28 protein-coding genes are annotated in these 26,826 nt (G+C 71.5%); 12 read left to right on the top strand and 16 right to left on the bottom strand.

All coding sequences use genetic code 11. The annotated features are described in order from the left end of the window. Positions 1-108 precede the first annotated feature (108 nt). The 3 genes from ACFWBB_RS08670 to ACFWBB_RS08660 are packed head-to-tail and all read left to right on the top strand — an operon-like array spanning position 109 to position 2,554. Positions 109-915, top strand: coding sequence for an alpha/beta fold hydrolase (locus ACFWBB_RS08670; protein WP_385268545.1), 807 nt, complete (start codon positions 109-111; stop codon positions 913-915). Further along, a complete protein-coding gene (locus ACFWBB_RS08665) occupies positions 915-2,204 on the top strand; it encodes a PP2C family protein-serine/threonine phosphatase (RefSeq protein WP_385268543.1) in 1,290 nt (429 codons plus the stop codon). Before ACFWBB_RS08670 ends, ACFWBB_RS08665 begins: the two co-directional genes overlap by 1 nt. Then, on the top strand, positions 2,201-2,554 hold the full coding sequence (locus tag ACFWBB_RS08660) for an STAS domain-containing protein (protein WP_385268541.1): 354 nt from the start codon (positions 2,201-2,203) through the stop codon (positions 2,552-2,554). The genes ACFWBB_RS08665 and ACFWBB_RS08660 overlap by 4 nt, the downstream gene beginning before the upstream one ends. A gap of 69 nt (positions 2,555-2,623) precedes the next feature. Here the strand turns inward: ACFWBB_RS08660 and kstD are convergent, their stop codons facing one another. Further along, positions 2,624-4,411, bottom strand: coding sequence for a 3-oxosteroid 1-dehydrogenase (kstD, locus tag ACFWBB_RS08655; RefSeq protein WP_385268539.1), 1,788 nt, complete (start codon positions 4,409-4,411; stop codon positions 2,624-2,626). A 129-nt stretch (positions 4,412-4,540) separates the two neighbouring features. Further along, on the bottom strand, positions 4,541-5,026 hold the full coding sequence (locus ACFWBB_RS08650; protein ID WP_385268537.1) for an ATP-binding protein: 486 nt from the start codon (positions 5,024-5,026) through the stop codon (positions 4,541-4,543). Between the two features lie 124 nt (positions 5,027-5,150). Here ACFWBB_RS08650 and ACFWBB_RS08645 point away from each other — a divergent pair, with 124 nt between their 5' ends. Together ACFWBB_RS08645 and ACFWBB_RS08640 are read left to right on the top strand one after the other, a co-directional pair. Next, positions 5,151-6,017 (top strand): helix-turn-helix domain-containing protein, encoded by an 867-nt coding sequence (locus ACFWBB_RS08645; RefSeq protein ID WP_385268535.1) that lies wholly within the window; start codon positions 5,151-5,153, stop codon positions 6,015-6,017. Then, a complete protein-coding gene (locus tag ACFWBB_RS08640; RefSeq protein ID WP_385268533.1) occupies positions 6,014-6,259 on the top strand; it encodes a DUF397 domain-containing protein in 246 nt (81 codons plus the stop codon). The genes ACFWBB_RS08645 and ACFWBB_RS08640 overlap by 4 nt, the downstream gene beginning before the upstream one ends. A 10-nt stretch (positions 6,260-6,269) precedes the next feature. Here the strand turns inward: ACFWBB_RS08640 and ACFWBB_RS08635 are convergent, their stop codons facing one another. Continuing rightward, complete coding sequence (locus tag ACFWBB_RS08635; RefSeq protein WP_385268531.1) at positions 6,270-7,355, bottom strand: DUF5937 family protein; 1,086 nt, start codon at positions 7,353-7,355, stop codon at positions 6,270-6,272. A gap of 98 nt (positions 7,356-7,453) precedes the next feature. Between ACFWBB_RS08635 and ACFWBB_RS08630 the strand changes: the two genes are divergently transcribed. Next, the gene (locus ACFWBB_RS08630) at positions 7,454-8,803 is read left to right on the top strand and encodes an MFS transporter (protein WP_385268529.1); all 1,350 of its coding nucleotides are present in this window, start codon (positions 7,454-7,456) and stop codon (positions 8,801-8,803) included. A 486-nt stretch (positions 8,804-9,289) separates the two neighbouring features. Here ACFWBB_RS08630 and ACFWBB_RS08625 read toward each other — a convergent pair whose 3' ends face one another. Continuing rightward, positions 9,290-11,221 carry an AMP-dependent synthetase/ligase gene (locus tag ACFWBB_RS08625; protein ID WP_385268527.1) on the bottom strand — a complete coding sequence of 644 codons (1,932 nt, stop codon included), beginning with the start codon at positions 11,219-11,221 and terminating at the stop codon, positions 9,290-9,292. Positions 11,222-11,431: 210 nt separating this feature from the next. Then, positions 11,432-12,790 (bottom strand): acetyl-CoA C-acetyltransferase, encoded by a 1,359-nt coding sequence (locus ACFWBB_RS08620; protein ID WP_385268525.1) that lies wholly within the window; start codon positions 12,788-12,790, stop codon positions 11,432-11,434. A gap of 101 nt (positions 12,791-12,891) precedes the next feature. On the opposite strand from ACFWBB_RS08620, the gene ACFWBB_RS08615 reads away from it, so the two are divergent. After that, on the top strand, positions 12,892-14,370 hold the full coding sequence (locus ACFWBB_RS08615; RefSeq protein WP_385268523.1) for a 3-oxoacyl-ACP reductase: 1,479 nt from the start codon (positions 12,892-12,894) through the stop codon (positions 14,368-14,370). A gap of 17 nt (positions 14,371-14,387) precedes the next feature. Then, positions 14,388-15,236 (top strand): MaoC family dehydratase, encoded by an 849-nt coding sequence (locus ACFWBB_RS08610; RefSeq protein ID WP_385268723.1) that lies wholly within the window; start codon positions 14,388-14,390, stop codon positions 15,234-15,236. Between the two features lie 50 nt (positions 15,237-15,286). Here the strand turns inward: ACFWBB_RS08610 and ACFWBB_RS08605 are convergent, their stop codons facing one another. The 8 genes from ACFWBB_RS08605 to ACFWBB_RS08570 form a co-directional block, all read right to left on the bottom strand. Then, positions 15,287-15,931, bottom strand: a complete 645-nt coding sequence (locus ACFWBB_RS08605; protein WP_385268521.1) for a TetR/AcrR family transcriptional regulator — start codon at positions 15,929-15,931, stop codon at positions 15,287-15,289. Between the two features lie 48 nt (positions 15,932-15,979). Next, complete coding sequence (locus ACFWBB_RS08600) at positions 15,980-16,288, bottom strand: DUF4229 domain-containing protein (RefSeq protein ID WP_385268519.1); 309 nt, start codon at positions 16,286-16,288, stop codon at positions 15,980-15,982. A gap of 153 nt (positions 16,289-16,441) precedes the next feature. Continuing rightward, a complete protein-coding gene (locus ACFWBB_RS08595; protein WP_385268517.1) occupies positions 16,442-16,966 on the bottom strand; it encodes a GNAT family N-acetyltransferase in 525 nt (174 codons plus the stop codon). Between the two features lie 56 nt (positions 16,967-17,022). Then, a complete protein-coding gene (gene mqnE, locus ACFWBB_RS08590) occupies positions 17,023-18,186 on the bottom strand; it encodes an aminofutalosine synthase MqnE (RefSeq protein WP_385268515.1) in 1,164 nt (387 codons plus the stop codon). Between the two features lie 93 nt (positions 18,187-18,279). Continuing rightward, positions 18,280-18,735 carry an Lrp/AsnC family transcriptional regulator gene (locus ACFWBB_RS08585; RefSeq protein ID WP_385268513.1) on the bottom strand — a complete coding sequence of 152 codons (456 nt, stop codon included), beginning with the start codon at positions 18,733-18,735 and terminating at the stop codon, positions 18,280-18,282. A gap of 68 nt (positions 18,736-18,803) precedes the next feature. Beyond that, positions 18,804-19,460, bottom strand: a complete 657-nt coding sequence (locus ACFWBB_RS08580; protein ID WP_385268721.1) for a UbiX family flavin prenyltransferase — start codon at positions 19,458-19,460, stop codon at positions 18,804-18,806. A 66-nt stretch (positions 19,461-19,526) separates the two neighbouring features. Next, on the bottom strand, positions 19,527-20,429 hold the full coding sequence (gene mqnP / locus ACFWBB_RS08575; RefSeq protein WP_385268511.1) for a menaquinone biosynthesis prenyltransferase MqnP: 903 nt from the start codon (positions 20,427-20,429) through the stop codon (positions 19,527-19,529). Beyond that, the gene (locus tag ACFWBB_RS08570) at positions 20,426-21,883 is read right to left on the bottom strand and encodes a menaquinone biosynthesis decarboxylase (protein ID WP_385268509.1); all 1,458 of its coding nucleotides are present in this window, start codon (positions 21,881-21,883) and stop codon (positions 20,426-20,428) included. The genes mqnP and ACFWBB_RS08570 overlap by 4 nt, the downstream gene beginning before the upstream one ends. 88 nt (positions 21,884-21,971) lie before the next feature. On the opposite strand from ACFWBB_RS08570, the gene ACFWBB_RS08565 reads away from it, so the two are divergent. Further along, positions 21,972-22,370, top strand: a complete 399-nt coding sequence (locus tag ACFWBB_RS08565; RefSeq protein ID WP_385268507.1) for a PLD nuclease N-terminal domain-containing protein — start codon at positions 21,972-21,974, stop codon at positions 22,368-22,370. 252 nt (positions 22,371-22,622) lie between these two features. On the opposite strand, the gene ACFWBB_RS08560 is transcribed toward ACFWBB_RS08565, so the two are convergent. Next, entirely contained in the window at positions 22,623-22,967 is a 345-nt protein-coding gene (locus tag ACFWBB_RS08560; protein WP_385268719.1) for an ArsR/SmtB family transcription factor, read from the bottom strand. Positions 22,968-23,047: 80 nt separating this feature from the next. On the opposite strand from ACFWBB_RS08560, the gene ACFWBB_RS08555 reads away from it, so the two are divergent. Then, positions 23,048-24,016: a zinc-binding alcohol dehydrogenase family protein gene (locus ACFWBB_RS08555; protein ID WP_385268505.1), complete on the top strand. Its 969-nt coding sequence runs from the start codon at positions 23,048-23,050 to the stop codon at positions 24,014-24,016. On the opposite strand, the gene ACFWBB_RS08550 is transcribed toward ACFWBB_RS08555, so the two are convergent. Further along, positions 24,013-24,132, bottom strand: a complete 120-nt coding sequence (locus ACFWBB_RS08550) for a DUF397 domain-containing protein (RefSeq protein WP_385268717.1) — start codon at positions 24,130-24,132, stop codon at positions 24,013-24,015. The genes ACFWBB_RS08555 and ACFWBB_RS08550 overlap by 4 nt on opposite strands. Next, positions 24,092-25,006, bottom strand: coding sequence for a Scr1 family TA system antitoxin-like transcriptional regulator (locus ACFWBB_RS08545; RefSeq protein ID WP_385268503.1), 915 nt, complete (start codon positions 25,004-25,006; stop codon positions 24,092-24,094). The genes ACFWBB_RS08550 and ACFWBB_RS08545 overlap by 41 nt, the downstream gene beginning before the upstream one ends. 124 nt (positions 25,007-25,130) lie before the next feature. Between ACFWBB_RS08545 and ACFWBB_RS08540 the strand changes: the two genes are divergently transcribed. Both ACFWBB_RS08540 and ACFWBB_RS08535 read left to right on the top strand, forming a co-directional pair. Further along, entirely contained in the window at positions 25,131-25,727 is a 597-nt protein-coding gene (locus tag ACFWBB_RS08540; RefSeq protein WP_385268501.1) for a hypothetical protein, read from the top strand. 199 nt (positions 25,728-25,926) lie between these two features. Then, positions 25,927-26,673 carry an alpha/beta hydrolase gene (locus tag ACFWBB_RS08535; protein WP_385268499.1) on the top strand — a complete coding sequence of 249 codons (747 nt, stop codon included), beginning with the start codon at positions 25,927-25,929 and terminating at the stop codon, positions 26,671-26,673. The last annotated feature ends 153 nt before the right edge of the window (positions 26,674-26,826 follow it).

The raw sequence follows: 26,826 nt of genomic DNA, 5'->3' as shown, positions 1-26,826 counted from the left end.
CTCCCGAGCGGCACCGTTCACGGCCCACCGCAAGCCGGGAAGGGACCCCGGCGAGGGTGGTTCGGAGCGGTGCCGGAGTGGTGGCCGGGGTTTGCGAGGATGGGAGGCATGGACATCGATCGCAGGAACAACGTCACTGTCACCGGCAACCCGCAGGGGCCGACCGTGGTGCTGGCGCACGGGTTCGGCTGTGATCAGAACATGTGGCGGCTCACGGTGCCCGCCCTGGTCGCGGAGGACTACCGCGTGGTGCTGTTCGACTACGTGGGGTCCGGCCGCTCGGATCCGTCGGCGTTCTCGGAGGAGCGCTACGCCTCTCTCGACGGCTATGCCCGGGACGTGGTGGAGGTGTGCGAAGCGCTGGACCTGCGTGACGCGGTGTTCGTGGGGCACTCGGTCAGCGCGATGATCGGGGTGCTGGCCGCCGGCCTGGCTCCGGAGCGCATCGGGGCGCTGGTGATGGTCGCTCCGTCACCGCGTTACATCGACGACGAGGGCTACCGGGGTGGATTCAGTGCGGAGGACATCGACGAGCTGCTGGGCTCGTTGGAGTCGAACTATCTGGGCTGGTCGGCGGCGATGGCGCCGGTGATCATGGGGAACGCGGAGCGGCCCGAGCTCGGTGACGAGCTGACGAACAGTTTCTGCGCCACCGACCCGGAGATGGCGCGCGTCTTCGCCCGGGCCACGTTCCTGTCGGACTCCAGGGACGACCTGAAGCGCGTGAGCGTGCCGACACTGGTGCTGGAATGCACCCAGGACGCCATCGCGCCCCGGGAGGTCGGCGCCTTCGTCCACCGGGCGATCCCCGGCTCGAAGCTGGTCACCCTCGATGCCACCGGGCACTGCCCGCACCTGTCCGCGCCCGAGGCCACCAACGCGGCGATCACCGGCTTCCTGGCAGGTCTACGGTGATGTGCCGCACCGGACAGCAGGCCGGCCCGGGTGACGCCGGCGACGGGAAGACATCGGACGCGGCGTTCGCCGCGCTGCTGGAGGACGGTGCCGAGGAGCTGTACGAGAGCGCGCCGTGCGGATACCTGTCCACGCTGATGGACGGGACCATAGCGAAGATCAACAACACCCTGCTGTCCTGGCTCGGCCTGGAGCGGAACGCGGTGGTGGGACGGATGCGGTTCACCGACCTGCTGACCGTGGGCGGCAAGCTGTACCACGAGACGCACTTCGCGCCGCTGCTGCGGATGCAGGGCAGGATCGGCGGTATCGCGCTGGAGATGAAGCAGGCCGACAGCGCCCGGATACCCGTACTGGTCTCCTCCGTCGTCAAGCACGGCGCCACCGGCGAGCCGCTGCTGATCCGCACCACCGTCTTCGACGCCCGGGACCGCCGCGCCTACGAGGAGGAACTCCTGCGCGGCCGGAAGGTTGCCGAGGAGGCGCGCAGACAGGCGGAGGCGGACCGCGCCCGGCTCCAGGAGGCGCTGGCCGTGCTCCAGCAGTCGCTGCTGCCCGCCACCCTGCCGCGGGTGCCCGGGATGGAGACGGCCGCCCACTACCACACGGCCTCCCCCGAACGGCTCGGCGGCGACTTCTACGACGTCTTCCCCGTCGACGGCGAACGCTTCGCCTTCTTCCTCGGCGATGTGTGCGGCAAGGGCCCCCAGGCCGCCGCCGTCACCTCGCTGACCCGCTACACCCTGCGCGCCGCCGCTGTGCACGACTCCGACCCGGTCGCCGCCCTGTCGACCCTCAACAAGGTGCTGCACGAGCGTTACTCGGGCAGCGGCGACCCGCGCTACTGCACCGCCGTCTTCGGCGTTCTGGAACCAGGCCCCGCAACCGGGCAGGTCGCCGTCCGGCTCGCCTCGGGCGGCCATCCGCCGGTCATCGTCCTGCGGGCCGACGGCACGGCCGACTTCCTGCCCACCCCCGGCGGTCTTCTCGTCGGTGTCCTGCCCGACGCCCGCTTCGTCACCGCCACCACCGTCCTCGCCCCCGGCGACACCCTCCTGCTCTACACCGACGGCCTCACCGAGGCCCGCACCGGCGAGGACCGCGGCAGCCTGTACGGGGACGAGGCGCTGCGCGACTTCGTCGCCAAGCACGCCGGCCGGTCCCCGCAAGCCGTCGTCGAGGCCCTGATCGGTCTGCTGGACGACTTCGGCGACGGTCTCGACGACGACACCGCCCTGCTCGCCCTCGGTGTGCCCGCCGCCGACCCGGCGACGAAGAGCACCCCATGAACGCGCTGAAGATCACCACCCGTGACGCCGTGACCGGCCCCGTCGTGGAAATCCTCGGCGACCTCGACTACGCCCACGCGGGCCGGCTGCGTGAACTGCTCCCCACGCTCACCCTCCAGCCGGGCCAGCGCCTCATCCTGGACCTGACCGACATGGAGTTCTGCGACTCCAGCGGCATCACCGCGCTGATCGCCGCCCACCACCACGCCCTCGCCGCCCACGCGGACATCGCACTCGCCGGCGTTCCGGCCAACACCCGGCGCGTCCTGCGCATCGTCGGCCTCGACCAGATCTTCCCCCTCCACCCCGACAGCGAGGCCGCCGTCCGGGACATCCGGCAGAGCCGCTGACGAAGCCCCGGGCCGCCCGCAGACCCGCACGACGCCGACGCGCCTTCGAGGCCGAGTCTCCGGCTCAGGTCACTGGAGCCCCCCGGCGAGATGCAGGGCCGCGATGTAGCCGAAGGTCATCGCGGGGCCGATCGTCGAACCCGCGCCCGCGTAGCTGTGGCCCATGACGGCGGCGCTGGCGTTTCCGGCGGCGTACAGGCCGGGAATCGTCGATCCGTCTGCGCGCAGCACGCGGGCCCTGGCGTCCGTGCGCAGGCCGCCCTTGGTGCCGAGGTCGCCGGGGACGATGCGGAAGGCGTGGTACGGGGGCAGCCACAGGGGGGCCAGGCAGGAGCTGGGGAGCACCGAGGGGTCCGTGTAGTAGTGGTCGTAGGCGCTGTCGCCGCGCTGGAAGTCGGTGTCCCTGCCTTTCAGGGCGAGGGAGTTGAAACGGTCGACGGTGGTGCGGAGCGCGCCGGGCGGCACGCCGATCGAGGCGGCGAGGGCGTCGAGGGTCCAGGCCTTGTGCGCGGCTCCCGAGGTGTACCAGTCGTCGGGGAGTACGAAGGTCGGGGCGATGTCCTTGAAGAGGTACCGGTTGCGGTAGTTCTGGTCGACGACCAGCCACGCCGGGATGTCGGGGGCGGTGGGGTCGCGGTCGTACATCGTGTGCACCACGTCGCTGTAGGGGCCGGCCTCGTTGACGAAGCGGGCACCGGCCTGGTTCACCAACAGGCCGCCAGGAAGGGTGCGTTCGGCGAGGCAGAAGTAGGGGTCGCCGGGGAGCGGGATCGCGGGTCCCCACCAGGCGTCGTCCATCAGCGCCAGCGCCCCGCCCGCGCGTTGACCGGCGCGTATCCCGTCCCCCGTGTTCTCCTTCGCCCCGACCGTCCACTCGGTCCCGATCGGCTGCCGCTGGTACTGCGCCCGCATCGCCGCGTTGTGCTCGAACCCGCCCGAGCCGACGACGACACCCCGCCGGGCCCGCAGGAGTCCCGGCACGCCGCCCCGCGCGACGACGGCCCCCGTCACCACTCCGCCCTCGACCAGCAGGTCGGTGAGCGGGGTGTTCAGCCACACCGGCACCTGGGCGGCGAGCAGGCCGGCACGCAGCCCTGCGGCCAGCGACTGCCCCATGGTGAGCGGCTTCTGCCCGAGCAGGGCCGCCCTGGTCCCCCGCGCCAGACACTCGGTGGCGACGGCGGCCCCCTTGACGCTCACGGCGGCCAGCGCGAGCCACTTGTAGTCCGCGCTGAAGACGACCATGCCTGCCGGCACTGCCATGTACGGCGGGTTGAGGCGGGCGAGTTCGGCGCCGAGGAGGTTGCCGTCCAGTTGGTCGGGCTCGATGGAACGGCCGCCGGGCAGCCCGCCCGGCAACTCGGGGTAGTAGTCGCTGTACCCGTCCATGAAGCGGAAGCGCAGCGGGCTGTTGGCCATGACGAAGGAGAGCATGGCGGGCCCGTGCGCGAGAAAGGCGGCCTGGCGGTCGGCGGGGACGTCCGCCCCGACGACGGCGGCCAGATAGGCCGCCGCCTTGGCGGGCGTGTCCGGGACCCCGGCGGACAGGATGACGGAGTTGTTGGGGATCCAGACTCCGGCGCCCGAGCGGGCGGCCGACCCACCGAACGTCGGCGCCTTCTCGACCACGACACAGCTGAGCCCACGCTTCGCCGCCGTCAGCGCGGCGGTCATCCCGGCGGCGCCTGAACCGATGACGACGACGTCGTAGGTACCGAGGAGGGGAAGGTCGGCGGCGGCCGCCTCCCGGCCGACGGCGGCCAGTGCCAGCCCGGCACCCGCGCCGGCGGAGGCGCCGAGCACGGCCCTCCGGGAGGGAAGGCCGACATGTCTCGCAGGGTCCGCGCTCGTGTTCATGGCCACTCCAGCCGGCTGGGAACGATGGGAACGAATGGACGGATTCGGGTGCGGAGCCCGGAATGTCGCGCAGGGTTCTTGTGAAGTCAAGGGCCGTGCGGTGGCCGAAACTTCTCCCTCGGGGTCACCTCAGGTCGCCCTGCCGTGAAGAGGGCCGCGGAGAGGGGCGCGGAGCGGCAGTTCGGCCCAGACCGTCTTGCCGATGTCCCGCTCCGCGACACCCCATGTGCGGGCCAGCACCCAGACGAGGATCAGGCCCCGGCCGCCCTCCTCCTCCGGGTCCGTGACGATCCGCAGTCGCCGGTCCGCGCGGGCGTCGCTCACCTCGACACGCAGCGTGTCCTCCGGGAGCAGAAGGAGCCGCAGCTCGAAGTCCCGGCCCGGGACGCGTCCGTGCGTGACGGCGTTGGCGGCTAGCTCCGCGACCACCTGCTGCGCGGTGTGGTTGGCGTCGCCGCCGTGCGGATGCCCCCAGGCGGTGAGCTGGTGACCCGTGAGGCGACGGGCCAGGCGGGCCCCGCGCGGCGTCGCGCTGAGGCGCAGGGTCAGTTCACCGAGAGGGGTGTCCCGGGTGGCTTCCCGGGTGGAGATCTGGGTGGAGATTTCGGAGTTCACCTGACTGAGCGTGGTCGGTTGTCCCTACCCTGACCAGAGACAGCCTGACGACTCTGTGTAGTTGTACGGCTGCGGTGGGGCAGGCGTACGGGTCGTCGGCCGTGACCACGGAGGCGGGAGGGTGGTGGCGTACGTGACGGACGACCGCAGGCCGGAGACACCGGCGGAGGCCGACGGGACGACAGGACTGTTCACGGCCCTGGGCAAGATGCTGAAACTGCTGCGGGAGCGTAAGGGGCTCACCCAGAAGGAGTTCGGGGAGCTGGTGGGGTACGGCCCGGACGCGATCTCCGCGATGGAGCGGGGCGTACGGACGATCCGGCCCGAGGTGCTGGAGAAGGCGGACGAACTGCTGGCTGCGGGGGGCCTGTTCAAGGAGGCCGTTCCCGAAGTCAGGGAGGCGATGAGCCGGGTGCGGACGCGGCATCCGGAGTGGTATCGCGGATACGCGGCGATGGAGGCCGAAGCCGTTGAGCTGCACCAGTACTCCATCAACGCGGTGCACGGGCTGCTCCAGACCAAGGACCACGCCCACGCGGTGTTCGCGAACCGGCGTCCCTTCCTGAACGAGGAGACCATCGAGAAACGGGTGGCCGACAGGCTCTCGCGCCAGCAGGTCTTCGACCGTTGGCCTGTGCCGATTGTGAGTTACGTGATCGAGGAGACCGTCCTGGACCGGCCGATCGGTGGACGGGATGTCCATGCGGAGCAGTTGCGGCGATTGCTGACGGTCAGCCGCATGCGGAACGTCGAAATCCAGGTGATGCCGACCCGGGTGCAGGAACACCCGAATCTGGATAGCGCCTTCAACCTTCTGACGCCCAAGAAGCATTCGCAGGTCGCATATACGGAGGCACAGGGCTTTCCCCGGTTGATCACCGACCCGGAAGAGGTCCGGAAGATCGCCGCCCGCTATGGGAGCATGCGGGCGATGGCTCTCCCGCCCCGGGAAACCCGAACGCTGATCGAGAAAAAGCTGGAGGAGCTGTGAACAGCGAGGACCTCAACTGGTTCAAGTCCAGCTACAGCAGCGGCGAGGGTGGCGATTGCCTCGAAGTCGCTTACGTCTGGCGCAAGTCGACGTACAGCGGCGGAGAAGGAGGCGAATGCCTCGAAGTAGCCGTCTGTCCCCGGATCATCCACGTCCGGGACTCCAAGAACCCCGACGGCCCCCGCCTCTCCCTCGCCACCGGTGCCTGGGCCGAGTTCCTCGCCCACGCCGTGAAGCCGTGAAGCAGTCGCCTCAGCGCAGCACCGCCCCCAGCAGGTCGGACCCCAGTGCCGTCAGCGCGGGCAGATCGAGGGTGTACCGGACGTAGCGACCGTGCCGCTGGGCCGTGAGCAGGCCCGCGCGGCGCAGCACGGCGAGGTGGCGGGAGACCTCCGGGGGCGTGAGGTCCCATGCGTAGGCCAGCTCACGGTTGGTCTGCGGGCTGCGGGCCAGGGTGCGCAGCAGGCGCAGCCGCACCGGATGGGCGAGTGCCTCCAGCCGTAGGGTGACCGTCTCCAGCGACACCGGCTCCGCCGGACCCGGCTCGCCCACCGGGTACTGCACCACCGGCCGCCACCCGGGCGCGTGGACCGCCACCAGGTGCGGGCGGCCGAAGACGCTGGGGATGAAGGTGACCCCGGTGCCGTGGGCGGTGGTCGCCTTGTCCTGGAGCTTGTCGACGATGATGCAGTCGCCGTCCGGCGCCAGGGTGACCGCGTCGGAGACCGAGGCGAGGGCCGCCCCGACGCCCTGGCGCCTCAGCAGGTCGTTCTTCAGGCGCAGGTCGGTGGCGAGTCGCACGGCGACGCCCGCCCAGGTGGCGTCGAAGAAGGCCTCGGCGCACTGTTCGAGGGTGTCGCGCACCCGCGCCCGCACCGCCGCCGGGTCGGCGAGCAGCCGTTCCGCGAAGGCCTCCTGCAGCGCGCCGCGGGACTGGGCCAGGTCCAGGGCCCGCTCGCGCGCGGTCGCGTCGGTGAGCGGCGACGGCATGCCGAAGTGGACCCGGTTGCTGCCGCACGTGGTGACGAGCGCGGCGGTCACATACCGCTCGTCGTCGATCCGGTCCACGTCGTCCAGCTCCTCGGCGAGGGTCGGCCGGGGCCGGGCGGGGATCAGGAAGTCCGCCTGTGAGGAACGCCAGAGGAACTCCGCTTCCCGCAGCCGCTCGGCCAGCTCCGGCCGCAGCGCGGTCCAGACGTCCCCGGCCCAGCCGGCGAGCTGCGGATGGTGCCCGGGTTCCGCCAGCACGTGCAGCATCGCGGTCAGCTCGGCCAGCGGCGAGGCGGCGAACCGCAGTCGCTCCGACGGCAGGCCGCTGATGTCGATCCTCAACGTCATCCCTCATCATCACCGACCGGGCGGCCGACGACGGCGTCGGTTGACGGTCTCCGTCAACCGACGTGGCCGACCGGGAGGTTGAACTCACCGTTGCCACCATGGCAACCACCCCCAAGATCCGGCCCCGCGCCCTCGTCCGTGCCTCCGGAGGCCCCCGCTATGCCGTCGCCCTGACCGTGGACGCGCTGGGCACCGGCATGCTGCGACCCTTTCTGCTGATCTACGGGGTGACGGTGCTGAGGCTGTCCGCGCCGGTCACCGGCATCGCCATGACGGCCGGCGTCGTCGTGGGCCTGGCGTGCATGCCCGTGGTGGGCCGATGGCTGGACCGGGGCGCACGCAGCACCGTCGTGGCGGCTTCGATGCTGGTGCAGGTGCTGGGTGTGGCCCTGTTGCTGGCCACCCCGGCGGGACACGCCGGCCTGTTCGCGACGGCGGCGCTCGTCCTCGGCGTCGGCAACCAGGCCTGGCCGGCCGCCCATGCCGCTCTCGTGGCCACGGTCGCCCACGGCCGGGAACGCGACACCGCTCTCGCGGCGGGCCGCGCCCTGCGCAACGCAGGCCTGGGAACCGGCGCGCTCCTCGCCACCGCCTGCCTGGCGGGCGGCACCGGCGCGTTGCAGGCGCTGGCGGCCGTCACCGGCGTCGCCTATCTCGCGGCGTCGGCCCTGGCCTGGTCGGTCCACCTGCGCGCGTATCCGGCCGCTCCTCCGGCCGAGGACAGCGCCGACGAGCCCGCCCACGCACCCGCCCCTCGGATGCGCGCGCTGCTGGCCGCCAACGTGATCTACGCCTTCTGCCTCAACGTCCCCGAGGTCGCGCTCCCCCTGGTCCTGGTGACCCAGTTGCACGCGTCCCCGGTGTGGTCGGCGGCCATCTTCGTGGCCAACACGGTGCTGGTGGTCACCTTGCAGGTTCCGGTCACGGTGCTGATGTCCCGTTTCTCGCGGCGGAGCGTGCTGGCTGTCGCCGGCGTGGTGCTCACCGTGTCCTACCTGGGCTTTCTCGTGGCCACCGCACTGGGGCACGGCTGGGGTGCCCCGGCCGTCGCCGCGGTGTCCGTGGTCTGCACCCTCGGCGAGATCCTCTACGCCGGCAGCGCCACCGCGCTCGTCACCGTCCTCGCCCCGGCCCATCTCCTGGGACGCACCCTCGCCCGTTTCGAGCTGTCCACGGGTTTCGGCCTCGCCGTCTCCCCTGCGGTCATCACCGCGCTCGCGCCCCACGGCCCGGCCGCACTCTGGGGCGGCCTCGCCGGTGCGACGCTCCTCTCCGCCTCCGCCGTCGCCACCGAGAAGGATCAGGGAACGCAGCCCAGGGAATCCGGAGGCGGGCCCAGCGGGTCCTGCGCCAGCACCGCCGGAGCGCTCAGCGCCGCCTCGTACGCCGTCCGTTCGAACACGAACGGACCGATCGGCAGCTCGCCCCACTCCTCGCGTTCGGGCTGACGGAAGGCGGACCAGGTGACCGTCGTGGGGGTCACCTCGATACGGGCCATCAGCGTCCAGCACTGCCAGATGCCACAGGGGCAGCCGAGGAGGGGGGTCCGGTCGGTCGCGCGCAGGAAGGGGTTCTCGCTGAACTCAAGGACGCCCAGACCGTCGTGCTGGCGCCAGACGTGTTCCGCCGACTCCCGTTCCTGGTCCTCGAACTGGTCCTCCAGCTCCGGTCGCCACAGCTCACGTGTCGCCCAGGCCGCGTGTGCGCGCAGGTCGGCGCCATCGACGCGAATGCCCCAGACCAGGGCGGAGGGGTGATCGTCCCAGGGGTAGTGGAAGAACTCGATGCCGTTCACGAGCCGCATACTCCCCGAGGGGGGCCGCCCCGCGATTCCTTTACCCCGTCCGTCGCGTCCGTCGCGCCCGTCGCGTCCGTCGCGTCCGTCGCGCCCGTCGCGTCCGTCGCGCCCGTCGCGTCCGTCGCGCCCGTCGCGTCTACCGCGGCTCCTGCTCGTACAGCCCCTCCACCTGGTCCGCGAAGTCGCGCAGGACCGCCTCGCGGCGGAGCTTCATGGAGGGGGTGAGGTGGCCGGCGTGTTCCGAGAAGTCGGTCGGGAGGACGGCGAAGCGGCGGATCGACTCCGGGCGGGACACCAGCTTGTTGGCCTCGTCGATCGCCCGCTGGAGTACGGCGTGCAACTCCGGGTCGTCGATGAGCAGTTCCGCCGGGACCGGGTGCTTGCCGTTCATCTGGCGCCAGTGGGTGAGGCCGTCCGGGTCGAGGGTGAGGAGGACGGAGACGTAGGGACGGCCGTCGCCGAGGACCATGGCCTGGGAGATCAGGGGGTGGGAGCGCAGCCAGTTCTCCAGGGGCGCGGGTGCGACGCTCTTGCCGCCCGCCGTGATGATCATCTCCTTCTTGCGGCCGGTGATCGTCAGATAGCCCTCGTCGTCCAGTTCGCCGAGGTCACCGGTGGGCAGCCAGCCGTCGGGGGCGGCGGGGACGACTCCTCCGGCCGCCGGGTCCCAGTAGCCCCGCAGGACGTGTTCGCCGGCGATCAGGATCTCGCCGTCCGCGGCTATGCGGATCTTCGTCCCCGGCAGGGGCCAGCCGACCGTGCCCAGGCGGGGTTTGAGCGGTGGGGTCACCGTGGACGCGCCCGTGGTCTCCGTCAGGCCGTAGCCCTCGTAGATCTCGATGCCCGCGCCGAGGTAGAAGGCGGACAGGCGTCGGCCCAGGGGGGAGCCGCCGCAGATGGCGTGCCGGACGCGGCCGCCCATGGCGTTGCGGATACGGCGGTACACGAGCGGGTCGTAGAGGGCACGGGCGGCGCGGAGGGTGGCCCCCGGGCCGGATCCGGTGCCGGTCTTCTGTGCCTCGACCGCCTCGCCGTAGCGGCGGGCCACGCCGGCGGCCCGGTCGAAGGAGGACAGCTTGCCGCTCGCCTCGGCCTTCCCGCGGGCGGTGTTGAAGATCTTCTCCAGCATGTACGGGATGGCCAGCAGACAGGTGGGTCTGAAGGCCGCCAGGTCCGGGAGGAGTTCGTCGGCCTTGAGGCTCGGGGCGTGGCCGAGGCGGACGCGGGCCCGGACACAGGCGATGGCGACCATGCGGCCGAAGACGTGGGACATGGGCAGGAACAGCAGGACGGAGAGGTCCTCGCCCCCCGACTTGAAGATCGGGTAGAGCAGTTCGATCGCGTTGTCGACCTCGGCGAAGAAGTTGCCGTGGGTGAGCGCGCAGCCCTTGGGGCGGCCCGTGGTGCCGGAGGTGTAGATGAGAGTGGCGAGCGTGTCGGGGACCAGCATTCCCCGGCGGATCTCCACCTCGGCGTCCGGTACGTGCTCGCCCGCCTCGATCAGCCGGTCCACATGCCCCTTCTCCATGACCCACAGGTGGTGGAGGTCGGGCAGCCGGTCGAGCTCGGGGCCGAGCGTCGCCGCCTGGGCGGTGGCCTCGGTGACCAGGGCTACCGCGCCCGAGTCATGGAGGATCCAGCGGGTCTGGAAGACGGAGGAGGTCGGGTAGACGGGCACGGTGACCAGGCCGGCCGCCCAGGCCGCGAAGTCGAGCAGCGTCCATTCGTAGGTCGTGCGGGCCATGATGGCGAGCCGGTCGCCGGGCACGAGGCCCTCCGCGATCAGCCCCTTGGCCACCGCGTGGACCTGGGCGGCGAAGCGCTCGGCGGTGATGTCCGTCCACTCGCCGTCCTGGCCCTTGCGGCTGAGGACCACCGCCTGGGGGTCGGCGGCCGCGTTGTCGTAGGGCAGGTCGGCGAGCGAGCCGTAGGTCACCGGGCGCGCGAACGCCGGTACGGACGCCTCCCGTACCGCGCCGTCCAGTCGTCGTGTCTCGGGTTCCACCAGGCTGGGCGGAGCGTCGGGGTCGGCGTAGGCCGAGCCGGCGGCTGGATACGGCGTGGACACGGGCGGCTCCCTGGGCGTGCAGCGACGAAACTGCTTGCTGCATGACGTACGTGCCTCGCGCACCGAGGCGTTCAACCGGGATGCCCCCGAAGGCAGGGGTTACCGCCAGTTAGGTAGGGGATCGTACGGCGTGCGCGTGTGGAGCTTGTGCGTGTTCGGGGATGTTCCGGGGCTGGGGATGTGCAGTCTCGGGGGTTATGTGAGGAATCTTCACGTTCGTTCCAGGATCGCGGTGACTCCCTGCCCGCCGGCCGCGCAGATCGAGATCAACCCGCGTGCGGGGCCGTCCCGTTCGGCGAGCAGCTTGGCCAGGGTCGCCACGATGCGGGCGCCGGTCGCCGCGAAGGGGTGACCGGTGGCGAGGGAGGATCCGGCGACGTTCAGGCGGTCGCGGTCCACCGGCGCCAGGCCCCGCTTCTCCCAGGCCGCGAGCGTCGCCAGCACCTGGGAGGCGAAGGCCTCGTGGACCTCGAACAGGTCGAAGTCCTCGATGCCCAGACCGGCCCGCTCCAGCATGCGCGGGACAGCGTACGCGGGTGCCATGAGCAGCCCGTCCTCGCCGTTCGCGACATCTCCGCGCACGAAGTCCACGGCCGCCGTCTCGTACGCCGTCAGGTAGGCGAGCGGCTCCAGGCCGCGCGCCTCGGCCCACTCCTCGGAGGCGAGGAGCACGACCGCCGCACCGTCGGTGAGCGGCGTCGAATTGCCCGCCGTCATGGTCGGGTCGGGCCCGTCGGTGCCGAACACCGGTTTCAGCGCGGCCAGTTTGTCGACCGTGGAGTCCGGGCGCAGGTTCTGGTCGCGGGCCAGGCCGTGGAACGGGACGACCAGGTCGCCGAAGAAGCCGCGCTCGTAGGCGGCCGCGAGGCGCTGGTGACTGGCGGCCGCCAGTTCGTCCTGGGCCGCGCGTTCGACGCCCCAGGCGCGGGCGGTGACCGCCGCGTGCTCACCCATGGACAGACCGGTGCGGGGTTCGGCGTTGCGCGGGATCTCGGGGATCAGGTGGGCGGGGCGGATCTGCGCGAGTGCCTTGAGGCGGGCGCCGGTGGACCTGGCCCGGCGGGCTTCGAGGAGGATGCGGCGCAGCCGGTCGTTGACGCCGAGCGGGGCGTCGCTCGCGGTGTCGGCGCCGCCCGCGATCGCGGACTCGGTCTGGCCGAGGGCGATCTTGTTGGCGGCGGCGATCACGGCCTGGAGGCCGGTGCCGCAGGCTTGCTGGATGTCGTAGGCGGGGGTGCGGGCGTCGAGCTTCGAGCCGAGGACGGTCTCGCGGGCGAGGTTGAAGTCGCGGCTGTGCTTGAGGACGGCTCCGGCGACCAACTCGCCCACGACGCCGGGTACATCGAGCGCGTACCGGTTCACGAGCCCGTTCACGGCCGCCGTCAGCATCTCCTGGTTGGAGGCGGTGGCGTAGGGGCCGTCGGAGCGGGCGAAGGGGATACGGGTGCCGCCGACGATCGCCACGCGGCGGACGCGCGGCAGTTCCGGGCGGGGTTGCGGCGCTTGGCTCCCAGCGACTTTCAGATGGCTGACCCGCTGGCTCGCCCGTGCCGGCTCCGAGGTACTCATCTCGACCTGCTCCTCACCCGTGACCTAGACTTACCCACGGTAACCTTACTCCAGAGTAAGCACCCGGTACGTCGTGTCCGCCGAGCCCGTGGGAGATCATCATGGCCGACCGCTATCTGAGCTTCACCGCCACCGCGCCCGGCCGCCTCCTCACCCGGCGGCTCGGGCTCCCGCAACCGGCGGCGCTCAGGCGCTGGACAGCCGAACAGCCCTCCCTGGACGGCCACTTGCTGCAACTCACGGCCGGCGGGCCGTCCGCGCTCGACCTCGCGCCGGTGCTGGCCCGCACCGGACTGCCCACCGAACCCGTCGGCTCCGCCGGACCGGCCGGCTCCGCCGCCGCCCCCGCCGCCGTCGTCCTCGACGCGACCGGTGTCCGTGACGTCGAGACGCTCGCCGAGGTGCACGCGGCCCTGTACCCCGTCGTGCGGACGGTCACGGCGAGCGGGCGGGTGGTCGTGCTGGGCGCGCCCCTGGACGCCCGGGACCACCACCAGGCGGCCGTACAGCAGGCCCTGGAGGGGTTCGTGCGGTCCCTGGGCAAGGAGATCGGACGGGGCAGGACGGTGAACCTGGTCCGGCTGACCGACGCCTCCGCCGCCGAGTCCACCCTGCGCTTCCTGCTCTCCCCCAGGTCGGCGTACGTCAGCGGCCAGGTGATCGGCGTGGGGGCCGCGGGCAGCGGCGGGTTCGAGGGGGCCGACGGGTTCGAGGGGACCAGGGAGGCTGAGGGGGCCAGCGGGTTCGACGGGTCCGGCGGGTTCGAGGGGACCAGGGGGGCTGAGGGCACCGGCGGGTTCGACGGGACCGGCGGGTGGGAGGGGTCCGACGCCCCCGTCGACCGGGCACTCCCCCTCGCCGGCCGCACCGCGCTCGTCACCGGGGGCGCCCGGGGCATCGGCGAGGCCGTCGCCGAGACGCTGGCCCGGGACGGCGCCCATGTCGTCGTCCTGGACGTACCGCAGGCCGAGGAGGACGCCCGCCGGGTCGCCGCGCGGCTGGGCGGCAGTGCCCTCACGCTCGACATCACGGCCGCCGACGCGGGCGAGCGGATCGCCGCCGAGTTCCCCGACGGGCTGGACGTGCTGATCCACAACGCCGGGATCACACGGGACCGGCGGCTGGTCAACATGCCGGCGGATCGGTGGAGTTCGGTGCTCGACGTCAACCTGGCGAGCGTGCTGCGCACGACGGACGCGCTGCTCGCCAAGGGCACCCTGCGGCCGGGCGGGCGGATCGTGGCCACCGCCTCGATCGCCGGGCTCGCGGGCAACGCGGGGCAGACGAACTACGGCGCGAGCAAGGCGGGCGTCGCCGGTCTGGTCCGGTCCCTCGCGCCGCGCGCGCTCGCCGAGCACGGGGTCACGGTGAACGCGGTGGCGCCGGGCTTCATCGAGACGAGGATGACGGCCGCGGTGCCGTTGTTCATCCGTGAGGCGGGCCGCCGGATGAACTCCCTGGCGCAGGGCGGGCTGCCCGTCGACGTCGCCGAGACGATCGCCTGGCTCGCCCATCCGGCGTCCGGCGCGGTGAACGGGCAGGTCGTGCGGGTGTGCGGCCAGAGCCTGCTGGGGGCGTAGTGACCGGCGTAGTGATCATGCTGTCCGGGCCTCCGTCCCTCGGTCCGCGGCTCGCCCTCGGCGCGCTGCGCTCGCCGTTCAAGCGGCCCGGGCCGGGCGTCGCGTTCTCCGGCACCGGTGACCGTCTCGTCCTGCCCGACCTGCGGGTGGACCTGGAGCGGCTGGCCGCCTACGAGCGGGTGTGCGGCTTCCCGACCGGTGAGGACGCACTGCCGCTCACCTATCCCCACGTCCTGGGCTTTCCGCTGGCCATGCGGATCATGAGCGGCCGCGGCTTCCCCCTGCCGTTGCTCGGCCTCGTCCACACGTCGATCGAGATCACCCGCCACACCGCCCCGGCGGCCACCGGTACCTACGAACTCACGGTGTACGTCGAGCGGTTGGCGGCGCACCGGCGGGGGACGGAGGCGGTCGTGGTGACGGAGCTGCGGGAGCGCGGCGCGGTCGTGTGGGAGTCGACGAGCACATATCTGGCCCGGCACCGTACCGAGTCCGTGCCCGCCGCCGAGTCCCCTGCGGCGACCCGGGAGCCCGTTCCCGTGCTCGACGAGTGGCGGCTCGCCGCCGACGTGGGGCGGCGCTACGGTGCCGCGTCGGGCGACCGCAACCCGATCCACCTGCACGCGCTCACGGCCCGCCTCTTCGGCTTCCCGCGGGCCATCGCGCACGGCATGTGGACCGTGGCCCGCTGTCTCGCCGCGCACGGCAGCCCGCCGGCGGTGCGCGTACGGGCGGAGTTCCGGGCGCCCGTCCTGCTGCCGGGCACGGTGGCCTTCGCGTCCGACGGCGAACGGTTCGAACTGCGCGGAACGGGAGAGGCGGGACGGGTGCATGTGAAGGGGCGGGTGGATCCGCTCAGGCCGTGACCGTCCCGCCGTGGCGTGACCGGCCCTTCGCGACGGCCACGCGTCGCGTCTCAGGTTTCCGGTGGGGACCAGGGGCGGCTGTTCATGAGGTTGCCGAGGCCTGCCCAGGCGAAGTTCATCAGGGTGGCCGCCGCCTGGCGGGCCGTGGTGCCGTCGGCGGTGTTGGCCCAGGCGGCGAGCGACTCGGCGGCGCCGACCAGCGCCTCGGCGAGTCCGGCGACCTCGCGTTCGGGGAGGTCTGGGTCGCGGTGGGCCTCCCTGGCCGCGACCACGATCAGCTGGGTGACGAACGCGACGATCTCCTCGCGCATCGCCGCGACCTCGGCGGCGAAGGGCTCGCCGTGCGTGCGGGCCTGGAGGTGCAGTACGGACCAGGCGTGCGGGTGCTCGGCGGTGTGCGCGAAGAACGCCAGCAGGCCGTCCCAGAGTTGGCGGTCGGCGGGCAGATCGGTGCGGACGCCGGTGCGCACCGCCGCGACGAGTGCCTGGGCCTCACGCCGGATGCAGGCGGTGAAGAGGTCTTCCTTGGAGTTCAGGTACAGATACACCAAGGGCTTGGAGACGCCCGCCAGTTCGGCGATCTCGTCCATCGACGCGGCCATGTACCCGCGGCGGCCGAAGGTCTCCACGGCGGCGTCCAGCATCTGCTGCTCACGGACCGCACGCGGCATCCGCTTGGTCTTCACGGCACCCATGGGCACAGCGTAGTTGGGCCCGCGCGGGCCCGCCCCGCGCGATGAGGGTCAGGAGGTCTGCGCCTGGCCCTGGGAGTGCGCCGCCTCGTCGACCGTGGCGTCCTCCTGGGACCGGTTGGCATCCAGGTTGGCCTTCATCCGGTCCACCCGCTGCACGACGTGCACCGAGGCGCGGTCGCGTTCCTTGCGCAGCACCACGAAGCTGATCGGCGCGGAGATCACCAGTGAGAGGAGGAGGATCCACATGATGTTGGAGTCGCCGAGGCCGCGCGGGACGACGCCCGAGTAGACGAGGCCCCAGACGACCACGAGGCAGCCGGCGAAGACACCGAGGCGCATCAGTGTGTAGCGGAGCATGTCAATCCACTCTTCCGATTCCAAAAGGGGCCGTCATCCAGTGAAGCACGCCGAAGCCCCGATCTTGCAGCGGGGTGCGGGCGGCCGGAGCGGTCACATCGGGTCCGGAGCGGTCACGTCAGGTCAGGTCAGGTCAGGTCAGGTCAGGTCAGGTCACGTCAGGGGGAGCAGCATGATGATGTCGTCGCGGTCGTCGTCCGGCGCTACCCGGATCGCGCCGGGGATGCGGCCGACCTCCTTGTAGCCGCAGGAGTCGTAGAAGCGCTCCAGGCCGAGTCCGCCGCGGCAGGTGAGCCGGATCGCGTCGATGCCGTCGAAGGCGCGGGCCTGCTCGGCGGCGGCCGCCAGCAGGTCGCGGCCGTAGCCCCTGCCCTGGTGCCGGGGGTGCACCATCACCGTGTACAGCGTCAACCAGTGGGTCTGGAGCCGGTGCGTGTTGAAGCTGAAGAACGCCGTCGCGGCCACCTCGCCGGCCGGGTCGTGTCCGACGAGCAGCCGGGTGCGCCCCTCGGCCATCTGGACGAGGTGCCGGACCAGCTCGGGCCGGACCGTCTCGCGCTCCACCGGCGGCACGAAGCCGACGGCTCCGCCCGCGTTGGAGACGTCCGTCCACAGGTCGAGGATGCCGTCGCGCAGGGCGGGGGTGACGGCGGGGTCGAGAGTGAAGGTAAGGGCCACGCAAGGATGGTAGTCCTTACGTGGCCCTGCGTTCCGAGCCTTTGCCGCTGACGTGCTCAGACCCGCATCGGCTGCGGCGACTCACGGCGGGCCGGGTCGGGGCCGTCGTACTCGCGGATGATCTCGTACCGCGTGTTGCGCTCCACCGGGCGGAAGCCGGCGTCCCGGATGAGGTCCAGCAGGTCGTCGCGGGTCAGCTTGTTCGGGGTGCCGTAGTTGTCGGCGTCGTGCGTGATCTTGTACTCGACGACCGAGCCGTCCATGTCGTCGGCGCCGTGCTGAAGCGCGAGCTGCGCGGTCTGGACGCCGTGCATGACCCAGAAGACCTTGACGTGCGGGACGTTGTCGAACAGCAGCCGCGACACCGCGAAGGTCTTGAGGGCCTCCGCGCCGGTCGCCATCTGGGTGCGGGCCTGGAGCCGGTTGCGGACCTTGCCGTCCTGCATGTCCACGAAGTCGTGCTGGTAGCGCAGCGGGATGAAGACCTGGAAGCCGCCGGTCTCGTCCTGGAGTTCACGCAGGCGCAGGACGTGGTCGACGCGGTGCCGGGGCTCCTCGATGTGGCCGTACAGCATGGTGCACGGGGTCTTGAGACCCTTCTCGTGCGCCAGCCGGTGGATGCGCGACCAGTCCTCCCAGTGGGTGCGGTGGTCGACGATGTGCTGCCGCACCTCCCAGTCGAAGATCTCGGCGCCGCCGCCGGTCAGCGACTCCAGACCGGCGTCGATCAGTTCGTCGAGGATCTCGGAGGCGGACAGCCCGCTGATCGTCTCGAAGTGGTGGATCTCCGTGGCCGTGAACGCCTTGAGGGAGACCTCCGGGAGGGCGGCCTTCAGTTCCCGCAGCGAGCGCGGGTAGTAGCGCCAGGGCAGGTTCGGGTGCAGGCCGTTGACGATGTGCAGCTCGGTGAGGTTCTCGCCCTCCATCGCCTTGGCGAGCTTCACCGCCTCCTCGATGCGCATCGTGTACGCGTCCTTCTCGCCCGGCTTGCGCTGGAAGGAGCAGTAGGCGCAGGAGGCGGTGCACACGTTCGTCATGTTGAGGTGCCGGTTGACGTTGAAGTGCACGACGTCGCCGTTCTTGCGGGTCCGCACCTCGTGCGCCAGCCCGCCCAGCCACGCCAGGTCGTCCGACTCGTACAGCGCGATGCCGTCCTCACGGGTCAGCCGCTCACCGGCCCTGACCTTCTCCTCCAGCTCGCGCTTGAGCCCGACATCCATGCCCACACCTTTCGACGACTACACCACCGACGACCAACCGTACGCCCCCGCCCCTCGGACGGGAGGCGCCCCCGAACGGCCCTGAAACGGGCCTCAGACCTCTTCGGGGAGCTCCCCGACCCGGTTCTCCCACTTGGTGGAGAGCACGATGGTGGTACGGGTGCGGGAGACCCCCTTGGTCCCGCTGAGGCGGCGGATGATCCGCTCGAGACCGTCCACGTCGTTCGCCCGCACCTTGAGCATGAACGAGTCGTCGCCGGCGATGAACCAGCAGTCCTCGATCTCGCTGAGGTCCTTCACCCGGTTCGCCACGTCCTCGTGGTCGGCGGCGTCGGAGAGGGAGATGCCGATCAGGGCGGTGACGCCGAGACCGAGCTGGGCGGCGTTCACCGTGGCGCGGTACCCGGTGATGACACCGGCCGCCTCCAGCCGGTTGATGCGGTCGGTGACGCTGGGTCCCGACAGACCGACGAGGCGCCCCAGCTCCGCGTAGGAGGCCCGGCCGTTCTCCCTCAGGGCCTGGATGAGCTGCCTGTCCACCGCGTCCATGCGAATCGAAGCCTTCCGATCAAAGTTCCTGAAGAGATGCGAGGTACTGCGATGTGCTCAGACGGCGCTCATGTGGCCCGGGTTCCGTTCGCGCCGCCCAGTTCGCCGTCCCACCGGCGGTAGAGCCCGTGCGCGACCCCCGCCGCGTCGAGAACGCGCCCGGCGACGAAGTCGACCAGGTCCTGGATGTGGGTGGCTCCCGCGTAGAAGGCGGGTGAGGCGGGCACCACGCTCGCGCCGGCCTCGTCCAGCGCGACGAGATGGCGCAGGGTCTGTCCGTTGAGCGGCGTCTCGCGCACCGCCACGACCAGGGGCCGCCGCTCCTTGAGCGTGACGCTCGCGGCCCGCTGGAGCAGGTCCTTCGACAGCCCGAGGGCGACCCCGGCGACACAGGCCGTCGAGGCGGGGACGATCAGCATCCCCTTGACCGGATACGACCCGGAGGACGGCCCCGCGGCCAGGTCCCCCGCCCCCCAGTACCGGACACGGCCGAGGTCGGTGTCGAAGGCGCCCGGCTTGCCGTCGGCCCCCCGCGCCAGCCATTCCCGCAGGTCGTCGCGCCAGTGCGCGTCCCGGAAGGAGATCCCGGTCTCGTCGAGCAGGGTGAGCCGCGAGGCCCGGCTGACCACCAGGTCGACGCTCTCACCCCCGGCGAGCAGCGCACGCAGCACAGCGGCGGCATAGGGCGTACCGGACGCCCCGGACACCCCCACGATCCAAGGCACGCGCTGCGTTTCTCCTGCGTTCACACCTTGAGCGTACCGGTGGGGACGGAGGTCTTCAGGACCGGACTACACCGTGAGCCCGCGCACCAGCAGGTCGAGGAGCGCGCAGACGAACAGGCTGATGCCGATGAACCCGTTCGTCTGGAAGAACGCCCTGTTCAGCCGGGACAGATCATGGGGTCGCACGATCGAGTGCTCGTACACGAACGCGCCCGCGACTGTCACCAGACCCAGCCAGAAGAAGGCGCCCGCGTCCGTGGCCAGGGCGTACCAGACGAACAGGCCCGTGGTGATCGCGTGGCAGACCCGCGCGCCCCGGATCGCCGCCGGGATGCCGAAGCGGGCCGGGACCGACATGACGCCGATCTCGCGGTCCGTCTCGACGTCCTGGCAGGCGTAGATCAGGTCGAAACCGCCGATCCAGATGCCCACCGCCAGACCCAGGATCACCGCGTCCCAGGACCACTCGCCGGTGATCGCCAGCCAGCCGCCGATCGGGCCCATCGCCTGCGCAAGACCCAGGATGGCCTGCGGGAAGTTCGTGAACCGCTTGCCGTACGGATACACCACCATCGGGATCACCGCGATGGGGGCCAGGGCCAGACAGAGCGGGTTCAGCAGCGCCGCCGCGCCCAGGAAGATCACCAGGGCGATCAGGGCGCCGGTCCAGGCGTGCCGCACCGACATCGCGCCGGTGACCAGCTCGCGCTGGGCCGTGCGGGGGTTACGGGCGTCGATCTCGCGGTCGATGATCCGGTTGACCGCCATGGCGAAGGTGCGCAGGCCCACCATGCAGACGGTGACCAGCAGCAGCCTGCCCCAGTGGATGTTGCCGTCCGTCTCGAACATGGCCGTCAGCGCGGCGATGTAGGCGAAGGGCAGCGCGAAGACCGAGTGCTCGATCATCACCAGGCGGAGGAAGGCCTTGGTGCGTCCCGGCTGCGGAAGCGCTGCGGATGCGGAGGTCACAGCCCGTACTCCTTCCAGCGGCGGTCGACCTTCGCCGCCGTATCGGGGTCGGACAGCACCATCTCCGGCCAGCCGCCGTCCCGCGTGTAGCCCTCCTCGGGCCACTTCCGCGTCGCGTCGATGCCCGCCTTGCCGCCCCAGAACTGCTGGTAGGAGGCGTGGTCGAGATGGTCGACCGGGCCTTCGACGATGGACAGGTCACGGGCGTAGTCGGTGTTGCCGAGCGCCCGCCACGCGACCTCGTGCAGGTCGTGGACGTCGCAGTCCGAGTCGACGACGACGATCAGCTTGGTCAGCGACATCATGTGGGCGCCCCACACCGCGTGCATGACCTTCTGCGCGTGCTTGGGGTACTTCTTGTCGATCGAGACGATCGCACAGTTGTGGAAACCGCCGGCCTCGGGCAGGTGGTAGTCCACGATGTCCGGGACGATGATCTTGAGGAGGGGCAGGAAGAACCTCTCCGTGGCCCGCCCCAGGGGCCCGTCCTCCGTCGGCGGCCTGCCCACCACGATCGACTGGAGCAGCGGCCGCTTCCGCATCGTCACACAGTCGATCTTCAGCGCGGGGAACGGCTCCTGCGGGGTGTAGAAGCCGGTGTGGTCGCCGAAGGGACCCTCCGGCAGCATCTCGCCCGGCTCCAGCCAGCCCTCGATCACGACCTCCGCCTGCGCGGGCACCTGGAGGGGCACCGTCTTGCAGTCGACCATCTCGATCCGCTTGCCCGCGATGAACCCGGCGAAGAGGTACTCGTCGATGTCGCCGGGCAGGGGCGCGGTGGAGGCGTACGTCACGGCGGGCGGGCAGCCGAAGGCGATCGCGACGGGAAGCCTCTCGCCCTTGCGCGCCGCGACCTGGTAGTGGTTGCGGCTGTCCTTGTGGATCTGCCAGTGCATGCCGATCGTGCGCTTGTCGTGGCGCTGGAGGCGGTACAGCCCGAGGTTGCGGATCCCGCTCTCCGGGTCCTTGGTGTGCGTCAGACCCAGGTTGAAGAAGGAGCCGCCGTCCTGCGGCCAGGTGAAGAGCGCGGGGAGGGCGTCGAGGTCGACGTCGTCTCCGTGCAGGACGACCTCCTGGACGGGCGCGTCCTGGGGCTTCACCTTCTTCGGCGGTACGTGCGTCATCGCGCCGAGCTTCCCGAACGCCTCGCGGACGCCGACGAACCCGTGCGGCAGCTCCGGCCGCAGCAGCCCGCCGATCCTGTCGCTGATCTCGCCGTACGACTTCAGCCCGAGGGCCTTCAGGAGCCGCCGGTCGGTGCCGAACACGTTCATCGCGAGGGGCATGTCCGACCCCTTCACGTTCTCGAAGAGGAGCGCGGGGCCACCGGACTTCTGGACCCGGTCGACGATCTCCCCGACCTCCAGATACGGATCGACCTCGGCCTTGACGCGCTTGAGGTCGCCTTCGCGTTCCAGTGCCCTGAGCAGGGAACGAAGATCGTCGTAAGCCATGTGTCCCAGTATCGGCCACCCGCTACCCTGGCCCGGTCACCGGGGCCCAACCACGCCCCCTCACCGCCTCCTGGGGGAACCCGCCACCATGCTCAGGTATCTGCCGTTCCTGCTGGTCCTGGCGCTGTGGATCTATGCCTTCATCGACTGCCTGAACACCCCCGAGGAGGAGGTGCGCGGGCTGCCGAAGGTGGTCTGGGTCATCATCATCCTGCTCTTCGGCGAGGTGCTCGTCGGGCCGATCGCCTGGCTGGTGGCCGGCCGGGCCCGCCGCGCGCCCCTGGGCGGCGCCACGGCGTCCGGGTCGCCCGGCGCCCGGCGCACCGAGTGGGTGGCACCGGACGACAACCCCGAGTTCCTCAAGTCCCTGAAGGACGAGACGGCCAGGAAGGACGAGAAGCTTCTCAAGGACTGGGAGGCCGACCTGCGCCGCCGCGAGGACGAGCTGAAGCGCCGCGAGACGGGCGAGGAACCCAAGGACAGCTGAGGGAACCGCGGCCGCTGGTCACCGGGAACACGGGCTCGGAGGGCAGGGGCACAGCCCGGCTCACGGCATTGGCGACCCCCGACCTCGTACGGCAACCGCTCCTCGTCACCGAACCCGGATGCGCCTGACCGCGAAGCGGGCGCGCCGGTCCACGAGCCAGTGGGGCGTCCCTTCGACGCGGCCGTCGAGGCAACCGATGCCCGCAGGCGGTCCGCCCGATACCCGCACCGGCGGAGGGGCCGGACGATGCCGTCAGTCGCGCCTGAGGACGAGGTCGAGCAGCCCGGGGAAGCGGGCGTCGAACTCCTCGCGCCGCAGCCGGTTGACCCGCCTGGGCCCCTCGTCGCGCTGCTCGACGAGACCGGCTCCGCGCAGTACGGCGAAATGGTGGCTGAGGGCCGCCTTCCCGACGGGCACGTCGAAGCTGCCGCAGGCCCGCGTCCACTCCGGCGAGTCCGCCAACTCCCTGACGAGGCTGAGTCGTACGGGGTCGGCCAGCGCGGCGAGCGCGGTCAGAACGGGAACGTCGTCGGGCTGGACATGCTCGGGGGCGGCCCGATGACCGACGCTGCGCTGTGCCACGCCCGACTCCTCCATGCCGCTTGCCGAGTGTTCGACAGAAACCATACACTCGTGAGTGTTCGCTTTTCATTGAACATATGGCGAGGGAGTCCGGCATGCGCGCGATCGAGATCCGGCGGTACGGCGGTCCTGAGGTCCTGGAGGCGGTGGAGGCGGACGTGCCCGAGCCCGGCCCCGGCCAGGTGAGCATCGACGTGGCCTACGCCGGGGTGAACTTCGCGGACCTCAAGGCGCGCGCGGAGGGATACCGGGTCCCGGCGCTGCCGTTCCGTCCCGGACTGGAGCTCTCCGGCCGGGTGCGGGCGGTCGGTGACGGCGTGACCGGGCTGTCCGTGGGCCAGGAGGTGACCGCCCTGCCGCAGAGCGGCGCCTACGCGGAGGTGGCCGTGGCCGAGGCGGCGACCGTCTTCCCGCTGCCGGAGGGCGCCGACCTGCGCACGGCCGCGAGCCTCCTGGCGGTGCTGCCGACGGCGTACGCCCTGGTGCACACCGTCGGCCGGCTACAGCCCGGCGAGAGCGTCCTGGTGCAGGGCGCGGCCGGCGGAATCGGCACCGTCACCGGCCAGTTGGCGAAGGCGGCGGGCGCAGGCGCGGTGTACGGCGTGGTGTCGTCGGCGGCCAAGGCCGAGTACGCCCGCGGCCACGGCTACGACGAGGTCTTCGTCGGCGACTTCGAGAAGGCCGTACGAGCGGCGACCGGCGAGCGCGGGGTCGACCTCGCCCTGGACCCCATCGGCGGCGAGACGCTGAAGGCCTCACTGGCCTCCCTCGCGGTCTTCGGCCGCCTGGTCTCCTTCGGCAACGCGAGCTCCGCCGATCCGTGGCACGTGGGGCAGCCGGAGCTGTACCCCACCGGCCTCTCGGTCGCCGGTTTCTCGATCCTCACGCTGGCCCAGACCGCCCCCGTCGAGCTGCGGACGCTCGTCGGGCGGGCGTTCGCCAAGGCCGCCGACGGGACGGTGTCCCTGCCGGTCACCGCCCAGTTCGCACTGGAGGAAGCGGCGCAGGCGCACCGGCTGATGGGGGCACGGCAGAGCACCGGGAAGCTGCTGCTGAAGATCTAGGACCTGACGCAGGCGACGAACGCGGCCCAGGCGCTCCGCGCGACGACGATCACCGGGCCGTCGGGGACCTTGCTGTCACGGACGGGGACGACGGGGAAACCGGGGCTGACCTCGATGCAGTCGCCGCCGTTGGCGCCGCTGTAGCTGCTCTTGATCCAGGTGACCGCGCTCGGTTCGGGCTGGCTCATGATGCTCGTACCCTTCCATCACGTCGCTGATCAGAGCGGCGGACTCGGGGGCTGACAGTGCGTCGGCCCTGAGCACATCATAGGTATGACTGTGGGCCAGGAAGACGGCTGGATCGTCGCTGAAGTGGCCACGGTCCAGCGACTCGGAGTAGACCCACTCGTGCCCGTCGGGCAGCCTGATCAACGACAGTGAAGTGTCGGGCCGGTCGATTTCCGGGCGGCCCAACGGGACCACCTGGATGCGGATGTTGGGGAGCCTTCCCACCCTCAGCAGATGGGCGCACTGCTCCCGCATGACCTCACGCCCTCCCACCACGTGGCGCAGGCAGGTCTCGTCCAGCACAGCGAAGTAGTACGGTCCGCCCTCGACGTAGAAGCGCTGCTGACGGCTGAGCCGGGCCCGGACACGGTCCTCCACGTCGTCAGCCTGCGGGAGACGGCGCGCGAACAATGCGGCCGCGTAGTCGGGGGTTTGGAGCAGGCCCGGCATGACGTGTGTCTGATACGCCCGCAGGGCCACCGTCTCCGCGTCCATCCTCGCCCTGCGCTCGAACCAGTCCGGATGCTCCACCTGCGGGTACCAGTCCACCCGGCTCCACAGTCGCGCCAACGCCCCGCCCGTGCAGAGCACTTCGTCGCACTTCTTCGCGAACGGCTCCTGGGGGACCCGGGTCCCCGACTCCACTCGGGCCACGAGCGAGCGGTCGCAGGGGATCGCCCTGGCCAGCGCGTCCTGCGTCAGCAAAGCCCCCTCGCGGAAGTGCCGCAACAGCTCGCCGAACAGCGCGGCGTTGGTCGTCACGGTCGTCCCCCTCTGTGACAGGCGTCCACTGGCACGCGTCGGACATTGATACGCACCGTGCCCTCGCGCGACGCTCGACACACCCAGAGTCACCAAGTCGGTACGGAGAGGGCACGGACGGGGCATGACCGAAAACACCGAGAGCACCGAGAGTCAGTTCGAAACAGGAACGGTCGTCTACGACCCCGTGTCGGACAACGTCGGCGAGTACCGGGGCAAGGCGGGCCCGTACGCACTGCTGCGCCCGCTCGGCGGCGGCCGGGAGTGGGAGGCCCGCCCGGAGACGCTCCGCCCGGCCAGCCCCGGCGAACGCCTCAGCGCGGCCGTTCGCGCCGCCAACTCCCGCTCGTTCCAGGGGCAGCGGGAACCCGCGTCCCCCGTCCCCGTCCGTGACTGCGCGGCCTGCGCCGATCTGGCCGCCCTCCGCGACGACGCCCGCGCCCGGCACGACGGCAGCGCCGAGACCGACGCGGACGTCCTGCTACGCCGCCACCAACTCCGTTACCACGCGGCCCTGCTGGGTCTGCGGGAGTACGCGCTCGTGCCGGACGCCTCGGCCGGGGCGGAGTACGAGACGGCATGCACCGAGTGCCCGGCCGGGTCCGGGGCCCGGCCGGGCCCCGCCGACGTGGAGGAGTGGCAGCGCGGGCACACCCGGGAGACCGGACACACCCGCTACCGCCGTACCGTCGCCGACTACGCCGTGCTCGCTTCACGGTGATCGGGTCCGCCCGCCGGGCTTCCGCGAAATCCTGTGGCGGACCACGGCGACCGCTGCTACTTTTCCGGAAGCCGTGCGAGAGAACGAGGAGGTGGTACCCGTGAACACAGCAGCGACATGGGTGCTCTCCTCCGGGGTCACGGTCGGGCGATAGGTCGTCCGGGAGCGCCGTTCCAGAGCCCTCCCGAAAGGCACGACCATGCATTTCACGTCTGAACAGCGTCTCGACGACGGCGTTCTCGAACGCGATTTCACCCTCGGCGAGATCCCCGGCATCCTCTGGACGCCCGCGTCCGCACCGGCATCCGCGTCCGCACCGGTGCCCCTGATCCTGCTCGGCCACCCCGGCGGACTGGACAGGATGCGCCCCCGACTGGCGGCCCGGGCCCGGCACTCCGCGGCGGAGGGCTTCGCCTCGGCGACCATCGAGCTCCCCGGAAGCGGTGACCGGCCCCGTTCCGCCGCCGCCGAGCAGGCCCGCGCCGATCTGCGGCGGGCGCTGGAGGCCGGCGAGCCGGTCTCCGACGAGATCGTCGACCGGCTCGTCCTCCCGCTGGTCGACAAGGCGGTCCCGGAATGGCGGGCCGCCCTGGACGCCCTCCTCGCGCTGCCCGGGATCGACGGCCCGGTCGGGTACTCGGGAGGGGTGATCTCCATCGGCGTCCGGCTGGCGGTGGTCGAGCCGCGCATCTCGGCCGCCGCTCTGTTCGCCGGGAGCTACGTGCCCCGGGCCATGTTCGAGGAGGCCCGGCAGGTCACCATTCCGCTGCACGTCCTCCTGCAGTGGGACGACGAGGGCAACGACCGGCAGGCGGCCCTGGACCTGTTCGACGCCTTCGGCTCCAAGGAGAAGGCGCTGAACGTCAACATGGGCGGCCACACCGGCGTCCCGCCGCACGCGGGCGAGGCGGCGGCCCGGTTCTTCACCCGGCACCTGAAGTCCTGACGTGACACCGGACCGCCTGGCGGGCAGCAGACGCCAGGCGGGGCCGGCAGGGCGCCGCACCGGAGACGCCGGGGCCGGTGCGCCCCTGGGGCAAGGGGCCGGAGCCCCTGCGGACCGTCGCCGGTCAGCCGTCGGCTGCGGACCGTCGGCGAC

It is taken from the genome of Streptomyces sp. NPDC060000 (genome assembly GCF_042737375.1).
Taxonomy (GTDB): Bacteria; Actinomycetota; Actinomycetes; order Streptomycetales; family Streptomycetaceae; genus Streptomyces.
This window is presented reverse-complemented; position numbering and strand designations above follow the sequence as displayed.

Coding starts and splice junctions, on each gene's coding strand:
- ACFWBB_RS08565 (WP_385268507.1), top strand. CDS start 21,972: ATGCTCAGGTATCTGCCGTTCCTGCTGGTCCTGGCGCTGTGGATCTAT.
- ACFWBB_RS08540 (WP_385268501.1), top strand. CDS start 25,131: ATGACCGAAAACACCGAGAGCACCGAGAGTCAGTTCGAAACAGGAACG.
- ACFWBB_RS08630 (WP_385268529.1), top strand. CDS start 7,454: ATGGCAACCACCCCCAAGATCCGGCCCCGCGCCCTCGTCCGTGCCTCC.
- ACFWBB_RS08620 (WP_385268525.1), bottom strand. CDS start 12,790: ATGAGTACCTCGGAGCCGGCACGGGCGAGCCAGCGGGTCAGCCATCTG.
- ACFWBB_RS08585 (WP_385268513.1), bottom strand. CDS start 18,735: ATGGACGCGGTGGACAGGCAGCTCATCCAGGCCCTGAGGGAGAACGGC.
- kstD (WP_385268539.1), bottom strand. CDS start 4,411: ATGAACACGAGCGCGGACCCTGCGAGACATGTCGGCCTTCCCTCCCGG.
- ACFWBB_RS08635 (WP_385268531.1), bottom strand. CDS start 7,355: ATGACGTTGAGGATCGACATCAGCGGCCTGCCGTCGGAGCGACTGCGG.
- ACFWBB_RS08555 (WP_385268505.1), top strand. CDS start 23,048: ATGCGCGCGATCGAGATCCGGCGGTACGGCGGTCCTGAGGTCCTGGAG.
- ACFWBB_RS08670 (WP_385268545.1), top strand. CDS start 109: ATGGACATCGATCGCAGGAACAACGTCACTGTCACCGGCAACCCGCAG.
- mqnE (WP_385268515.1), bottom strand. CDS start 18,186: ATGGATGTCGGGCTCAAGCGCGAGCTGGAGGAGAAGGTCAGGGCCGGT.
- ACFWBB_RS08660 (WP_385268541.1), top strand. CDS start 2,201: ATGAACGCGCTGAAGATCACCACCCGTGACGCCGTGACCGGCCCCGTC.
- ACFWBB_RS08560 (WP_385268719.1), bottom strand. CDS start 22,967: ATGGAGGAGTCGGGCGTGGCACAGCGCAGCGTCGGTCATCGGGCCGCC.
- ACFWBB_RS08605 (WP_385268521.1), bottom strand. CDS start 15,931: ATGGGTGCCGTGAAGACCAAGCGGATGCCGCGTGCGGTCCGTGAGCAG.
- ACFWBB_RS08665 (WP_385268543.1), top strand. CDS start 915: ATGTGCCGCACCGGACAGCAGGCCGGCCCGGGTGACGCCGGCGACGGG.
- ACFWBB_RS08570 (WP_385268509.1), bottom strand. CDS start 21,883: ATGGCTTACGACGATCTTCGTTCCCTGCTCAGGGCACTGGAACGCGAA.
- ACFWBB_RS08600 (WP_385268519.1), bottom strand. CDS start 16,288: ATGCTCCGCTACACACTGATGCGCCTCGGTGTCTTCGCCGGCTGCCTC.
- ACFWBB_RS08610 (WP_385268723.1), top strand. CDS start 14,388: ATGCTGTCCGGGCCTCCGTCCCTCGGTCCGCGGCTCGCCCTCGGCGCG.
- ACFWBB_RS08615 (WP_385268523.1), top strand. CDS start 12,892: ATGGCCGACCGCTATCTGAGCTTCACCGCCACCGCGCCCGGCCGCCTC.
- ACFWBB_RS08535 (WP_385268499.1), top strand. CDS start 25,927: ATGCATTTCACGTCTGAACAGCGTCTCGACGACGGCGTTCTCGAACGC.